This is a genomic window from Desulfolutivibrio sp. (genome assembly GCF_036584575.1).
Classification (GTDB): Bacteria; Desulfobacterota; Desulfovibrionia; order Desulfovibrionales; family Desulfovibrionaceae; genus Desulfolutivibrio.
Map to the genome: position 1 here is coordinate 1 of NZ_JAZHDB010000201.1, position 14,485 is coordinate 14,485.

13 protein-coding genes are annotated in these 14,485 nt (G+C 63.1%); all 13 read right to left on the reverse strand.

Annotated features, from left to right (window positions below; all coding sequences use genetic code 11):
• Positions 1–98 precede the first annotated feature (98 nt).
• The 13 genes from obgE to V3572_RS14350 all read right to left on the reverse strand — a co-directional run bounded on the left by obgE (position 99) and on the right by V3572_RS14350 (position 14,411).
• Positions 99–1,115, reverse strand: a complete 1,017-nt coding sequence (gene obgE, locus V3572_RS14290; protein WP_332111690.1) for a GTPase ObgE — start codon at positions 1,113–1,115, stop codon at positions 99–101.
• A gap of 150 nt (positions 1,116–1,265) precedes the next feature.
• Positions 1,266–1,919 carry a potassium channel family protein gene (locus tag V3572_RS14295; protein WP_332111691.1) on the reverse strand — a complete coding sequence of 218 codons (654 nt, stop codon included), beginning with the start codon at positions 1,917–1,919 and terminating at the stop codon, positions 1,266–1,268.
• 90 nt (positions 1,920–2,009) lie between these two features.
• On the reverse strand, positions 2,010–3,374 hold the full coding sequence (locus V3572_RS14300; protein WP_332111692.1) for a TrkH family potassium uptake protein: 1,365 nt from the start codon (positions 3,372–3,374) through the stop codon (positions 2,010–2,012).
• A 329-nt stretch (positions 3,375–3,703) separates the two neighbouring features.
• Entirely contained in the window at positions 3,704–5,236 is a 1,533-nt protein-coding gene (locus V3572_RS14305; protein ID WP_332111693.1) for a sigma-54-dependent transcriptional regulator, read from the reverse strand.
• 75 nt (positions 5,237–5,311) lie between these two features.
• Positions 5,312–6,979 (reverse strand): dihydroxy-acid dehydratase, encoded by a 1,668-nt coding sequence (gene ilvD, locus V3572_RS14310; protein WP_332111694.1) that lies wholly within the window; start codon positions 6,977–6,979, stop codon positions 5,312–5,314.
• A 234-nt stretch (positions 6,980–7,213) separates the two neighbouring features.
• Positions 7,214–8,560, reverse strand: coding sequence for a Ni/Fe hydrogenase subunit alpha (locus V3572_RS14315; RefSeq protein WP_332111695.1), 1,347 nt, complete (start codon positions 8,558–8,560; stop codon positions 7,214–7,216).
• 87 nt (positions 8,561–8,647) lie between these two features.
• Positions 8,648–9,436, reverse strand: coding sequence for a hypothetical protein (locus tag V3572_RS14320; RefSeq protein WP_332111696.1), 789 nt, complete (start codon positions 9,434–9,436; stop codon positions 8,648–8,650).
• 75 nt (positions 9,437–9,511) lie between these two features.
• Complete coding sequence (locus tag V3572_RS14325; RefSeq protein WP_332111697.1) at positions 9,512–10,345, reverse strand: FAD/NAD(P)-binding protein; 834 nt, start codon at positions 10,343–10,345, stop codon at positions 9,512–9,514.
• Complete coding sequence (locus V3572_RS14330) at positions 10,335–11,381, reverse strand: 4Fe-4S dicluster domain-containing protein (protein WP_332111698.1); 1,047 nt, start codon at positions 11,379–11,381, stop codon at positions 10,335–10,337. The genes V3572_RS14325 and V3572_RS14330 overlap by 11 nt, the downstream gene beginning before the upstream one ends.
• A 224-nt stretch (positions 11,382–11,605) precedes the next feature.
• Complete coding sequence (locus V3572_RS14335) at positions 11,606–12,010, reverse strand: DnaJ family domain-containing protein (RefSeq protein ID WP_332111699.1); 405 nt, start codon at positions 12,008–12,010, stop codon at positions 11,606–11,608.
• Positions 12,007–12,642 carry an ABC-type transport auxiliary lipoprotein family protein gene (locus V3572_RS14340; protein WP_332111728.1) on the reverse strand — a complete coding sequence of 212 codons (636 nt, stop codon included), beginning with the start codon at positions 12,640–12,642 and terminating at the stop codon, positions 12,007–12,009. The genes V3572_RS14335 and V3572_RS14340 overlap by 4 nt, the downstream gene beginning before the upstream one ends.
• 2 nt (positions 12,643–12,644) lie before the next feature.
• Entirely contained in the window at positions 12,645–13,556 is a 912-nt protein-coding gene (locus V3572_RS14345; protein WP_332111700.1) for an MlaD family protein, read from the reverse strand.
• Positions 13,557–13,577: 21 nt separating this feature from the next.
• Positions 13,578–14,411, reverse strand: a complete 834-nt coding sequence (locus tag V3572_RS14350) for an ABC transporter ATP-binding protein (protein ID WP_332111701.1) — start codon at positions 14,409–14,411, stop codon at positions 13,578–13,580.
• Positions 14,412–14,485: the final 74 nt, after the last annotated feature.

A 14,485-nucleotide genomic window follows, 5' to 3' on the forward strand; every position in this document is an offset into this window, starting at 1 on the left:
AATGCTCTCTCCCGAACACGGACGCGAAGCGCGTCGAAGTTTTTTGAAGGGGGTCCGGGGGGAATTTTTTTCCAAAAAAGTTCCCCCCGGAAAATCTCTTATCCCTCCCCCTCCTCCCCTTCCGGATAGACCATCCCGCTCATGGCCAAAAGCACCGCGTCGAGGCCGATCCGGTCCCGGGCCGACGCCAGCAAGGCCTCGCCGGGCACGGCGGCCCGCAGGGCGGCCAGCGTTTCGGCGTCCAGCAGATCGATCTTGTTCAAGACCCGAATCTGCGGCCGTTCGGCCAGTTTCGGGTCGAAGCGGGCCAGTTCCTCGTCCACCACGGCAAAACCGGCCATGGGGTCTTCCAGGTTGATGTCCTCCACGCTCATGAGGTGCACCAGGGCCTTGGTGCGCTCCACATGCTTGAGGAACTGGTGCCCCAGCCCCAACCCCTGGTGGGCGCCCTCGATGAGCCCGGGGATGTCGGCCATGACGACCCGCCGGCCCTCGGCGTCCTCGATGACCCCCAGGTTGGGGGACAGGGTGGTGAAGGCATAGGGTGCGATCTTGGGCTTGGCGTGGGACACGGCGGCGATGAGCGTGGATTTTCCGGCGTTGGGCAGGCCGATGATGCCGATGTCGGCCAGCACCTTGAGCTCCAGGCGCAGTTTCTTTTCCTCGCCGGGCTCTCCGGGCTGGGCGAACCGGGGGGCGCGCATGGTGGCCGAGGCGAAATGCATGTTGCCCTTGCCGCCGCGGCCGCCCTGGCAGGCGATCCAGGTCTGGCCGTTTCGCACCAAGTCCACGGCCAGGGTTTCCGCGCCGTCCTCGGCGATCTCGTAAATCTGGGTGCCCGTGGGCACATCCACCACCAGATCCGGCCCGGCGGCCCCATAGCGCTGCTGCCCCATGCCGCCCTTGCCGTTTTTGGCCCCGTAGACGCGCTTCAGGCGCAGATCGTAGAGGGTAAGCAGGTTGTCCGAGGCCCGAAAGACCATGTCGCCGCCCTTGCCGCCGTCGCCGCCGTCGGGGCCTCCCAGGGGAACGAATTTTTCCCGCCTGAAGGAGATGCTTCCGGCCCCGCCCTTGCCCGATCTGACGGTGATCACCGCCTCATCAACGAATCGCATGGAGATGTCCTGGTGGCCTGTTCGCGATGCTGGCGAACAATGCCATGTGCTTGTTAAGATTGATAAACCAATGCCAGGGAAACATCGGCCCGGGCATAACCGGAGGCGATGCCTTCGGGAATTCCCCTTCCCGGACGGGCTGCGGCGGCGCTAGGGTTTCAGGTCGCCCAGTTTTTTTTCATTGCCCACCACCACCAGGAAATCGCCCTGGCGCAGGGGCTCGTCGGCCTTGGGAATATAGCTGTAGTTTTTCTCACCCTGCAGGCGGTAGGCGATGACCTGGACCCCAAAGGTGTTGGTCAGGGCCAGTTGCCGCAGGGTCTTCCCGGCCCAGGCCTCCACGGTCAGCTCCTTGATGGCCACCTGCTGGTCCATGGGCAGAAACTCAATCAGCCCCGGGTTGACCAGCCTGTGGGCCAGTTGCTTGGCGGCGTAGCGTTCGGGGATGAACACCTCGTCCACGCCGATGCGGCGCAAAATCTTCTCGTGGTCCGTGGACACGGCCTTGACCCAGATTTTCGGCGCCCCAAGCTCCTTGAGGTACAGGGAGATGAGGATGCTGGCCTCCATGGAGTGCCCCACGCTGACCACCACATGGGCCATGTCCGCAACCCGGATCTGTTCCAGGGCCTTTTTATCCGAGGCCTCCAACTGATAAACCTGGGTGAGGACGCTTTGGGCGTTCCGCACCTTTTCCGGGTCGGCGTCCAGGCCGAGCACCTGATGCCCCATGCCCATGAGATTCTTGCCCAGGTAATAGCCGAATTTCCCCAATCCGATAATGCCGATCTGCATGACGGCCATGACTTTTGTCCTCGCCTTTTCTCCGGAAAAATCCCGGGCCGGGAGACATGTCCGCCCGTCGACGCGCCGACACGCCGACGCCGGGGACGGCTATCCGATGAGCATGCCCTGCTCCGGCCACTGGTAGCGCGGCCGCTCCTGGAGCCCCTGGAGCACGGATAAAAACACGATGGGGCCAAGCCGCCCGACAAACATCAGCACGATGACCACGATCTTCCCGGCGGGCGTGAGATGCGGGGTCAATCCCGTGGAAAGCCCCACGGTGCCGAAGGCCGAAACCACCTCGAACAAAATATCCATGAATCGCCCCGGGGCCAGATGATGGGCCATGGTGGCCCCCTCGGTGAAGCACAGCACAAGCAGGGCCACGAGCACAAGCCCCAAGGCGAAGATGGTCAGGGTCAGAGCCCGGTTCAGGGCGCCCTCATCCACGGCGAAACGGCCGATGACCGCCTGCCTGCCGCCGCGCATCTGGGCCCGGCCGAAGGCGGCCAGCACCCGGAAGGTGGTGGTCTTGATTCCCCCGGCGCAGGAACCCGGCGAGCCGCCTATGAACATCAAAAGGATCATGATGACCAGGGAGGCCTCGCCCATATGCCCGATGTCCAGGGTGTTGAAGCCGGCGGTGCGGCAGGTGACGGACTGGAACAGGGCGGCCAGCACGGCGTCGCCCTTGTCCGGTCCGGCCGAACCGGTGTTCATTTCGCCGACAAACAGCAGGATCGCCCCCAAAATAATCAAAAAGGCGCTGGTGGACAGGACCGTGCGGGAATACCAGCTGAGATTGCGGCGGGGAACCAGCCGTTCCCGGGGGCGCAGGCGTTCCCGTCCCAGGCGGTACATCTCCACGAGAACCGTAAAACCGAGCCCCCCCAGGATGATCAGGGCCATGATGACCAGATTGACCCCCACCTTCCCCCGGTAGCCCATGAGGCTGTCGGGAAAAAGGCCGAATCCGGCGTTGCAAAAGGCCGATACGGAATGAAACACGGCCGAGAACTGGGAAAAGCCCTGGGGGTCGAGAAGGTGCAGCACCAGGGCGCCGAGGCTTTCGATGACCACGACGCAGGCCAGAACCCGCAACAGAAAATGCCCCAGATGAAAGGACGGATCCTGCATCAGGCTTTGACCCACGGCGATATGGTCGGTGAGGGAGACCCGCCGCCGCCACAAATAAAAAAAAAGGCTGGCGTAGGTCATGATGCCCAGGCCCCCGAGTTGGATGAGCAGCAGGATGACCACCTGGCCGAAGGTGGAAAAGGCCGTGCCTGTGTCCACCACGACCAGACCGGTGACGCAGGTGGCCGAGGTGGCGGTGAACAGGGCGTCGAGGAAGGAGACGTCCGCCCCGGCATGGCTGACGGGGCTGCACAGCAGCGCCGCGCCGAGAAATATGGCGGCGGCGAAGACGTAGATGGGCAGAGCCAGGGGGGAAAGGAGCTTTTTGGTGGACATGGGTTCGCCCGTCACGGGCTTAAAGAGCCATACGCCAACTCGGGCCGGAAACATAGCCTCCGGGAGGCGGTCTTAAAAAAAGGTGGGGGGCCGTGAAGGCCCCCGCGCAGGAGTTGAAGGAGAGGTCAGAACAATAGGGAGGTATTGTCTGCTCTTGTTTTTTATAATCCAAAAATCGTACCACCCAGCACATGCCTGCCCAACCAGCTAAATAACTCATTATTCAAGCATGATAGCTTGTTCCGCTTTTTCTTTGCACCATAACCGCACGCACCGCCGCAACACTATTCCGGTTTTTCACCACTTCTTCCTGAAAAAATGGAGCCCTGCTACCGGGTGGCCAGGCCGTATTTGCGTAAAAGATCGTACAGCCGCGAGGGCGAAAGCCCCGACAGGGCCGAGGCCCTGGTCACGTTCCCCCCTGCGGCGGCCACAAGCTCCCGAAGATACCGGTGTTCAGCCTCTTCCAGGGCCATGCGGCGATACTTTTTCCAGGCGCTTATGGGCGCGGACTGGCCGCTTTCGGCCCCGGTCCCGCGGCTTTGCCAGGCGAGGGAACCGCCCCGGGCATCGCTTTGTCGGTCGTGCAGGCCCTCACCGGACATTCCGCCGCCCCTTGCCTCGGCAGGGAAGTTCCGACCCGCCCTGCCCGCTTCCGGCTCGGGGGGGGTGGCCGCGCCCGGCCGCCCCCCGGCCCGAATGGCCCGGATGCGGATATCGTCCGGGAGATGCATGGGATAGAGCACGGGCTGGTCCCGGTGCTGCAACAGCACGCGCTCCAGGGTATTAAACAACTCCCGCACGTTTCCGGGCCAGGCATGGGTCGCCAGGGCCGCAAAAAACTCCTCGGAAAACCCCTTGGTGTGGATGCGGTAGCGTTCGCACAGCCGGTTCATGTGATGGATGGCCAGGGGTTTGATATCCTCGGGACGGGTACGTAGCGGCGGCAGGGAGATGACCATGGTTTTCAGGCGATACAACAGATCCTCCCGAAAGCCCCCCCGCTCGGCCATGATGCCCAGATCGCGGTTGGTGGCCGCCACCAGCCGGAAATCGCTCTGGGATTCGTGCTTGGCCCCCACGGCCCGAAACCGGCCGTCCTGGAGCACCCGCAAAAACACCTTCTGAATGGCCGGGGACAGTTCCCCGATCTCGTCCAGGAACAGGGTGCCTCCGTCGGCCAGACGGAAAAGGCCGTCCCGGTCCCGGTCCGCTCCGGTAAACGCGCCCTTGACGTGGCCAAACAGCACGCTCTCCACCAGGGTCTCGGGAAGCGCGGCGCAGTCCACCACCACGAAATTGCTGTTGGCGCGCAAGGAATTGGCGTGAATGGCCCGGGCGAAAAGCTCCTTGCCCGTTCCCGTCTCCCCCGTGACCAGGACCCCGGCATCGGACTCGGCGGCCTGGGCCACCAGTTCCAGGCATTCCTCGATGGCCCGGCTGCCGCCCACGATGCCCTCGCGCTTGAGCACGGCCCGGGGCCGCTTGGCGGCCTTTTGGGCCCGGTATTCCAGGGCCCGGGCCAGGGGCAGGGCCAGGGAGGCCGGGGTCACGGGCTTTTGCAGATAATCCCAGGCCCCGCTTTTGATGGCCAGTTCCGCGCCCTGGGGGTCTTCCTCGCCGGTGACGATGATGACCTCGGGCGCGTCCAGGCCCTGCTTCAAGTCGGGCATAAGCGACAGCCCGTGCCCGTCGGGCAGGCGCAGATCCAGGAACACCACGTCGGGGCGTTCGGCCCACAGCCGGATGCGCCCCTCTTTGAGGTTTTCCGCACAGGCCACGTCATGGCCCATGCGCGTCAACACGCGACTCATGGTTTCGCGAAACACCGCGTCATCATCGAGAAGCAAAAGCCTGGCCATGTTTCCCCGTTTGCGTCCTGTCCCGCAGACGGGTCGCGGCGCCGCGCCCGTGCAGCCCCGCGACCCTTTTTTGCCTCAATCGTTTTTGTGGCGTGCGCCATGGGCCGCAGACATGACCGTCTTCACATAGCGCCTCAGAAACGGCGAATCGATTTTTTTGAGTTTGGGGGTCCAGGCCGCCCGGCGTCTGGCCAGTTCCTCGTCGGACACCTTGAGGGCCAACACCCGGTTCGGAATGTCGATCTCGATGAGGTCGCCCTCTTCCACCAGGGCGATGGATCCGCCCTCGGCCGCCTCGGGGGAGATATGGCCGATGGCCGCGCCGCGCGTGCCGCCGCTGAAACGGCCGTCGGTCAGAAGGGCCACCTCGCCGCCCAGGCCCATGCCCATGATGGCCGAGGTGGGCGAGAGCATCTCGCGCATGCCCGGGCCCCCTTTCGGGCCTTCATAGCGGATGACCACCACGTCCCCGGGCTTGATCCCTCCGGCCAGGATCACCGGAATGGCCGCCTCCTCGCTGTCGAAGACCCGGGCCGGTCCCGTGCGGCGCATCATGGACGGGGCCACGGCCGATTGCTTGACCACCCCGCCGTCCGGGGCCAGGTTGCCGCGCAAAATGGCGATGCCGCCCTCGGGGCTGTAGGGATTGTCTACCCGGATGACGTCCGGATCCTTCACGCAGGCCTTCACGTCCGCCAGATTTTCCCCCACGGTCTTGCCGGTCACGGTCAGGGCGTCCAAGTGAATGAGCCCCATCCCGGCCAGGGCCCCCATGACCGCCGGTATCCCCCCGGCCTGATCCAGGTCGGACAGGTAATGGTGTCCGGCCGGGGACAGCTTGCACAGGTTGGGGGTCGTGCGGCTGACCGCGTCGAAGGCCGTCAGGTCCACATCCAGGGCGGCCTCGGCGAAAATGGCCGGCAGGTGCAGCACGGTATTGGTGGAGCAGCCCAGGGCCATGTCCATGGCCATGGCGTTGTGGACGCTTTTTTCGGTGACGATCATGCGCGGGGTGATCTTTTTGGCCAAAAGCTCCATGATCTGCATGCCCGCCTTTTTGGCCAGACGAACCCTGGCGGCCGAGACGGCCGGAATGGTCCCGTTGCCGGGCAGGGCCAGGCCGATGCTCTCGGACAGACAGTTCATGGAATTGGCCGTGAACATGCCCGCGCAGGAGCCGCAGCCCGGGCAGGCCGACTCTTCCAGTTCGGCCAGCTCCTCCGCCTCCATCTGGCCCCGGCTGACCTTGCCCACGGCCTCGAACACGGTGATCAGATCGCAGCTTTTGCCCCGGGATCTGCCCGGCAGCATGGGGCCGCCGCTGACCATGATGGCCGGGATGTCCAGGCGCAGCATGGCCATGAGCATGGCCGGGACGATCTTGTCGCAGTTGGGGATCATGACCAGGGCGTCGAAGGGATGGGCCGAGGCCATGATCTCGATGGAATCGGCGATGATTTCCCGGCTGGGCAGGGAAAAGCGCATGCCCGCGTGGTTCATGGCCAGTCCGTCGCAGACCCCGATAGCCGGAAAGGCCATGGGCGTTCCCCCGGCCATGCGGATTCCGGCCTTGACCGCGTCGGCCAGGGTGTTCAGGTGGATATGGCCGGGAATGATCTCGTTGGCGGCGTTGACCACCCCGATCAAGGGGCGGTTCATTTCCTCTCGGGTCAGCCCCAGGGCATGTAAAAGCGAGCGATGCGGGGCCTTTTCCAGCCCCTGGGTCATGAGTTTTCCACGCATGTCGGATCGTCCTCCTTTGGCGGGACGGTGTTTCGGCGCAAACGCGTCACGGGAGGGGAAGGATTCCACAGAAGGGTTGATTTAGGCAAGAGCCTACAGACCCGACGCCCGGCTCAGACGCCGACCAGACGCGCAAAAACGGCGCAACACGCCACTATTCGCCCAGGCGTCAGCGGACCCCGGCCGTACCGTGCGACAAGGGCCCTCCCGCCCCGGCCGCACACGGAAAAGACCTTACTTCGCCTCGCTTTTCCCGGCTGGGACGAACCGTACCAGCCCCTCCCCCTCAGACAGGTCCAAACGGTGCGTGGAGCAGGAGATGCACGGGTCGTAGGCCCGCACCAGCATGCTGAGCTTGAGCTCCACGGCGGCCTTGTCCTCCCGGGCGATCAGCGGGGTCAGGGCCTCCAGATCCTTTTGGATGTTGGCATGGTTCTGGTTGGTGGGAATCACGCAGTCGGCGTGGGTCACCCGGCCGTTTTCGTCGTATTCGTAGGCATGGAATAAAAGACCGCGCGGCACCTCCACCGCGCCCACGCCGCGTCCCGCCGTACACCGCACGGTCTGGGGCTTTTCGGCCTGTACCCCGCGCTCCAGAAGCCTGTCCGTAAGCGATATCGCATCTTCAATCGAATGGACAACCTCGACGATTTGCGCAAGCGACATGTAATACGGATTGTAACACGGAGCCTTCAGGCCAAGCTTTTCCGCCGCCGCGCGACCAGAGGCGTTGAGCTGGCCGCTATTGATGTTGAACCTGGCCAGGGCCCCGACCATGTACGCCCCCTCTGCACCCTTGGACCACTTGGCCGTGGACCCGGGCACGCAGTATTCCCGGGCCACGTCCTGGTAGAGCGCGGCCGGACGCCTCGGGGCGGCCGTCGAGGCCACCTCGCCCCAATACAGGCCGTATTCGGAAGGGGAGGACAGGCCCACGTATTCCGTCTCCCGGGTGAAGTCCGGAAAATTGCCTTTGACTGCGGCGAAGAGATCCACCACGGCCTGCATCTCGGGTACGGCCCCGGTCAGAATCTCCCGAAGTTTGAGGAGATCCTCTTCGGTGGGCAGCTTGGCCATGCCGCCGACCATGAGCCGCTGGGGATGGGTGGTGCGTCCGGACACCAGACGGCAGAACTCGTTGGACATGGCCCGGGACTTGACCAGATGCAACAGCTCCTCGCGATGGGTGGAGGCCAGGGGGATCACCGAGTCCACCCCCAGGAGATCGGGCAGCACCAGATAACCGACATGCAGCAGATGGCTTTGGATGTTCTCGCCATGCAGGGCCAGCTTGCGCAGAATCAGCGTCTGCTCCGAGACCATGACCCCCAGGGCCTCTTCCGTGGCCTGGAGCGAGGCCAACTGATGGCCGATGGAGCAGATGCCGCAGATGCGCGAGGCGATGTGGTGGACATCGTGATAGGAGCGCCCGAGCATCATGGCCTCGAAAAAACGCGGGGCCTCAGGCACCTCCCAGCGGCAGGCGGTCACGGTCCCGGCCTCGTCCACCTCGGCGATGATGTTGCCGTGGCCTTCCACCCGGGTCAGATAGTGGACATTGATCTTTTTGGCCGTACTCACGGCCCTTTCCTTGGCTGCCTTGGCCATGGTCGTTCCTCGCGGTGGGAAATCGGTTTGCAATGTCGCGCGCCACCCTCGACGGCCGGACTACAGCCCAGCCTTGGTGTCGCCCAGGAAAAAACGCATGAGATCCTGGACCTGTCGCCGGTCGAACCCGGCCCGGTCCATGACCTGGCGGGCCGCGTCCAGGTTGGCCGTGGGAAAAAGCCCCCGGCATCCCCAGCAGTGGGCCCCCTCGGTGACGCAACAGGCCCCGCACCCGGCCCGGGTGATGATGCCCAGACACATCTTGCCCATGTCGAAGCGGCAGATGTTTCCGGCCATCTTGCATTCCACGCAGACCGGATAGTCCGGCAGCCAGGGGGTGCGGCCAAGAAGGAGTTCCTTGACCACCCGGGCGAACTCCAGACGGTCGATGGGACAGCCCGGTATCTCGGCGTCAACCTGAACCACGGCGGAGAGGGGCCGGGCCGCGTAGGTCTTGTACCACCCGGCCTGGGGCCCGTAGACCACGTCACGATAAAAAGCCTCGCCCATGAAATTTTTCAGGCAGTTGATGCCGCCAATGGCCGCACAGGCCCCCAAAGCCACCAGCACCTTGGCCTTGGACCGGATGTCCCTGATGCGTTCCTCATCCTCGGGCCGGGTGATGGACCCTTCCACAAAGGCGATGTCGTAATCGTCTCCATGTCCGGTCTTGATCTCCCGGAAGCTGACCACCTCCACATGGGCCAGGATGTCCAGCAGCTTTTCCTCCAGGTTGGCGATCTGGAGTTGGTCGCCCTCACACCCCGCAAAATCGAAAAAGGCGATGCGTGGTTTGGCGGATAAAAGACAGGTTTCGTTGGACGAGATCATAACCGGTGCGGTTTCCATGGCGGGCCTTCTTTTACAGCTTCATGGTCGGACGTGCTGATCCACGGACGGACGAACCGCCCCTTCCCCGGGCCGTCAGATGGCCTCTTCCAGGCTTGCGATATCCGTATAGCGGAACACCGGGCCGTCCATGCAGGCGTTTAGGCTGTTGATCTGACAATGCCCGCATTTGCCCAGGCCGCATTTCATGCGGCGCTCCAGGGATACCCAGATGCGATCCGAGGCGATGCCCATCTCCCGGCACTGGCGCAGCACGAACTTGTACATGACCGGCGGCCCGATCATGGCCACGTGGGTGTTTTGAGGCTCCACACTGGCCTTGGGCAAAAGCGTGGTGATGACCCCCACGTTTCCCTTCCAGTTTTCGTCCGGCACGTCCACGGTCTCCAGAACCTCTACGTCGCCGCCCCGGGCCAGGGCCTCGATCTGGTCGATGAAGATGCGGTCCCGGGGGGACCGGGCGCCGATGAGCACGCTGATGCGGCCGAATTCCGCGCGGTGGCGCAGTTGGTAATGCAAAAGGCTGCGGATGGGGATATAGCCCAGGCCTCCGGCCACCAGCAGGGTGTCCTTGCCCACGAACTCATGCACTGGAAAGCTGGTGCCGAACGGCCCCCGGATGCCCACCTTGGCGCCCACGGGCAGTTCGGACAGGGCCTTGGTCACGACGCCGATCTTGCGCACGGCGATCTCGAAGACGTTGGATTCCTTGATGGGCGCGGAACTGATGGAAAACGGGGCCTCGCCCACGCCGTAGAGAGACACCATGATGAACTGCCCGGGCTTGTGGGCCAGGTTCTTGCCGTTGTCCAAGGTGAATTCGTACAGGGTCACCAATTCCGACAGGGCCGACTTGGACACCAGCGTGGCCGGGCGAGGCACATAGGGGGAAAACGTCCTAGATTTCATGGCGGCTTTCCTCCCACAAGGTGTTGAAAATCTCGCACGGGTCCGCGATCTTGCTGGTGCAGGCCCGCACGCACCGCCCACAGCCCACGCAGCCAAGCTCCCCTATTTTATCGAAAATGTATTTCCCCTTGCGCATATACCGGTGCCGATAGCGTTCCGAGGCCTGGGGGCGGAAGTTGTGATTACCCGCCACCAGGGCGAAGCCGTTTAACATGCAGCCGTCCCATTCCCGGAAGCGGTGGCCGGTTTTGAGCTTCTCGTCCACCTCCTCGCGGATGTCGAAACAGTAGCAGGTGGGACAGACGATGTTGCAGGAACCGCAGCCCAGACACTTTTCGGCCTTGCGATGCCACAGGGAGGAGTTCCAGGACCGGCCCATGACATGGGGCGTCTCGTGCCAGTCAAAGTCAAGCTTGCGTCGCAGGCCGAGGTTTCGGGCCCGCACCTGGGCCTTGCGCGCGGCCTCGCGGCTTCCGGCCGTGGCCGGGGACAAGGGCCCGGCGGCCAGGAGCAATTCCTCGCCCTTGCCCGAGCCGATCTCCACATGGAACGTCCCCGGGCCGATCTTTGTCCAGTACAGGTCGAACCCCTGGTCCACCTTGTCCGCCCCCACCGAGGCCCAAAACGCGGTCTCGGACACGGCCATGGGGGTCAGGGCGAAGATCACCGTGGCGTCGCGGCGGGAGAAATAGTTCTGGTCCACGCTGCCGCTTTCCATAAGCTGGTCGAGCTGGGTCACGGCCTTGACGTCGTAGGGATGCACCCCGAAGAGCAGGATGTTTGGCGCGGCGAACACGGGCTTGGCCGCATAGGTCTCCAGGTCGAAGACGACCATGTCCTCGCGCGGCGGCATAAAAAACCGTTTGAGCGGGTTGTAGGCCACGTCGTATTCGAAAGCGATTTCCGTGCCCGGCCTCCAGGGCCCGAAATCATAAAACCCGTTTTCCAGGGACACGGGGACGTGTACCTGACATTGTTCGCTCCAGGCCGCCAAAAGCCCGGGGAGCTGCTCCATCTGTACGGTATAGGCCGTCATGGTACCTCCGCTTTTCCGGCGGGAAATGCGTTTTTGTGTCTGCTGTGCGCCAGCGGACCCCACTCCCTGGTTGCGTACCGGCACGAATCCAGGTTGGATTTTATACGACTGTTTGAGAAGGGTTTCAAGCGTAACGCGTTGAATTGACCGTAATTTTTTTGACAGTCCTGGCGCTTGAACCGGTCATGATTTTTTATATGGGATGTATTTTATACGACTTTTTTTCATTCATTCACCCCCTGCGCGCTTTGGAGCGTCACGCGTGACACGGCCTTTTCATAGTATTCGGCATCTTTCTCCAAATATACCGGTCGATTTCGCCGCTGGTTGATCCGCATGACCACGCATTGCAGCTTGCGCATGCGTAGGTACCGCTCGTGTTCATCCGGGGCGTTGGCCAACAGGTCGGCCGCCGACAGAATCTCTTTTTCCTCCAGTATCTCCGGTGGCAGATATCCCGCGTTTTTCATGACCTTATACGCCATGCGCAAATCTTCCGGAACCATGGAATCGTCCTCGAAGACCAACTTTTGCCCGGCGCCCTCGAGATTGTCGAACTCCCCCCGCTGCATGGCCTCGACAATCCGCTGCTCGGAGATGGCCGCAAAAACCGCCAGCAACGAGCTCACTTGGCCGACTCCGCGAAGCTCTCCGCCAGGGGCCCGCCCATTCCCGCCGTCAACCACGCCACCGCCTCGGCGGCGATACGTGAGACCGCCCGGGATGCGGCATCGGCGATGGCCTCCGGGGTTTCGGAGGCAATGGGGGTTTCCACCGCAAAATCACGCGATCCCACCAGCCGTCGGGCATCCTTGGTCCAGAGTTCCAGCCGCACGCCCGCCACAAACCGCAGCCCGTTTTTGCGTTGGACGTTGAAGGCCGTCACGTTGCCCGACAACACGGCCTGATGCTCGACCCGCGGCCTGTATTTCAACACCCCGGCCACCCCGGGCTGGCAATTGACCGCTCGGATGATCCCACCCCCCATCACATCCTGAGGGGCGCCTTCCCAATACCACCGGGTGCTCGGGGCCAGCACGCTGCCGTTGGCCACCAGCACGGCCGGACGGTCCAGGTTGTCCAGGGCCGTCAGGTCCATATAGGCCACCACGACGCCAGGCGTGGCTGTGGCGTGTCCTGCGCCCTTGTCGCATCCGGCGGTCGCCGCCTCCACCCGCAGATAGTGCTCCACCGGAGGCGCAGAGCCCAGACACCCGGCCATGAGCAGCAGCCCTGCCGCTGCGGCCGCCTTGATGAACATGTTCACGGCAAAACCTCCTTGGGCGGCCTGATGACCTGCCAGGGCCGTTCCTTGACCCGGGCCGTCAGATCCTTGAGATCACGGCTGGTACGATTGAGATTCTCCAGGATGCTCTCCACTTGGCGCTGATCGTAGTCCAGGCTCACCCGCAGTTCCTCGGCCACCTTGCCTGCCGTCTGGGTATGAGTGCGGATTTCATCCAGCGTGACGGTCAATTCCTTCTCCACCACCGCCACGGCCGTTTCGGCCCGCTGCAACGTCTTGCCCAGGGCGTCTGCGGCGGACTCGCCCTTGCCCACAAGCCGCGCCCAATCCGTGCGAAACGACTCCACGGCCGTCTTGGTCTCGGCCAACAGTTGCGGCCCCTGCTCCAGCATGCGGCTGACCAGCTCCACGTTTTTGGGCGAGAGCAACCGCTCGATGTTGTCCGCAATCTCGTCGATCTTTGGCTTGACGCTTTGCAGCATATCCCCGGCCACGGCCGCCAGTTCCTGCATGTCCATGGTCCGGGCGGCCGGGATCTCGCTTCCCGGTTCGATGCGCGGCCCAGGCGCCCCCTGCAGGTCCAAAAAGACATAGTAATCGCCAACCAGACCCTTCTGGGCGATCCTGGCCTGGGTGCCCTGATACAGGGGAAAATCCTCCTTCACCCCAAGACTCACCCGGATCAGACGCGGATCGTCCGGATCGAGCTCGATCTTTTGGATGCGCCCGATGTCCATGCCCCCATATTTGACCGGCCGCCCCGACACCAGATCCTTCACCGTGGCGAACCGCACATGATAGGTCGCCAGGTTTTCCCAAAACCAATGCCCTCCAAGGATCACCATGAACACGGACAGGATGCCAAGCCCAAGCGCCAACGTCAGCGAGGCCTTGACGTATTCTTTCTTTTTTCCGCGTTCATCGAGCATAGCTGCTCCCCTTGCCGGTGTTCATAGGGTTTTTTCCGCGATATCGGGCGCCCTTCCGGCATGGCCGATCTGTCCGGCTGTGATGACCCGGCTTTCCCGCGTGGGCATGCGGCCGAGAAATCTGACGATGAAAGGGTCCGTATTTTTTTTCAACTCCGCAAGGCTTCCTTGGAACAACATCCTGCCTTTGTCCAACACCACCACAAAATCCGCGATGGTGAAAAGACTCTCAAGGTCGTGGGTGACGACCACAATGGTCATGGGAAAGGTCGCCTTGAGTTCCAAGATGAGCTGGTCCAGGTCGGCGGAGGTGATGGGATCAAGCCCCGACGTTGGCTCGTCGCACAAAAGGATGGCCGGATCAAGGGCCATGGCCCGGGCCAGACCCGCCCGCTTGCGCATTCCCCCGGACAATTGGCGAGGAAAATACTGCACAAAGGGTTCAAGCCCCACCAGCTTAAGCTTCATGCGCACCACTTCCTCGATCATTCCCTCATCCAGGCTGGTATGTTCGCGAAGCGGCAGGGCCACGTTTTGCCCCAGGGGCATGGAGCCCAAAAGCGCCCCGTCCTGGAACAACACCCCCAACCTGCGGCGCATGGCCATGGCCTCCTGAGGGCTCATGGAATACAAATCCGAATCACCGAGCCGGATATGGCCGGTTTTCAGGCTGACCAATCCCAGGATATTGCGCAAAAGCGTGGACTTGCCGCACCCCGACCCGCCCAGGATGACGCTGATCTTCCCGGCTGGGAGCACCGTGGTGATGTTCTCCAAAACGACCCGGTCGCCATAGCCGACACTGACGTTTTCGAGAACGATCTCCGGCGCCTTGAGCCTGCCTTGCTTGCGCATACGTTCGTTCCGATCCTTTCCTTCGTCTTTCGCCAAACACCGTTTAACGACGTTGCTTTTTGCGTGAACGCATT

What these genes read in the sequence shown, in the direction of transcription:
- V3572_RS14345 (WP_332111700.1), bottom strand. Translation starts at nt 13,556, where the DNA reads ATGCTCGATGAACGCGGAAAAAAGAAAGAATACGTCAAGGCCTCGCTG.
- V3572_RS14325 (WP_332111697.1), bottom strand. Translation starts at nt 10,345, where the DNA reads ATGAAATCTAGGACGTTTTCCCCCTATGTGCCTCGCCCGGCCACGCTG.
- V3572_RS14300 (WP_332111692.1), bottom strand. Translation starts at nt 3,374, where the DNA reads ATGTCCACCAAAAAGCTCCTTTCCCCCCTGGCTCTGCCCATCTACGTC.
- V3572_RS14350 (WP_332111701.1), bottom strand. Translation starts at nt 14,411, where the DNA reads ATGCGCAAGCAAGGCAGGCTCAAGGCGCCGGAGATCGTTCTCGAAAAC.
- ilvD (WP_332111694.1), bottom strand. Translation starts at nt 6,979, where the DNA reads ATGCGTGGAAAACTCATGACCCAGGGGCTGGAAAAGGCCCCGCATCGC.
- V3572_RS14295 (WP_332111691.1), bottom strand. Translation starts at nt 1,919, where the DNA reads ATGGCCGTCATGCAGATCGGCATTATCGGATTGGGGAAATTCGGCTAT.
- V3572_RS14330 (WP_332111698.1), bottom strand. Translation starts at nt 11,381, where the DNA reads ATGACGGCCTATACCGTACAGATGGAGCAGCTCCCCGGGCTTTTGGCG.
- V3572_RS14340 (WP_332111728.1), bottom strand. Translation starts at nt 12,642, where the DNA reads ATGTTCATCAAGGCGGCCGCAGCGGCAGGGCTGCTGCTCATGGCCGGG.
- obgE (WP_332111690.1), bottom strand. Translation starts at nt 1,115, where the DNA reads ATGCGATTCGTTGATGAGGCGGTGATCACCGTCAGATCGGGCAAGGGC.
- V3572_RS14305 (WP_332111693.1), bottom strand. Translation starts at nt 5,236, where the DNA reads ATGGCCAGGCTTTTGCTTCTCGATGATGACGCGGTGTTTCGCGAAACC.
- V3572_RS14320 (WP_332111696.1), bottom strand. Translation starts at nt 9,436, where the DNA reads ATGGAAACCGCACCGGTTATGATCTCGTCCAACGAAACCTGTCTTTTA.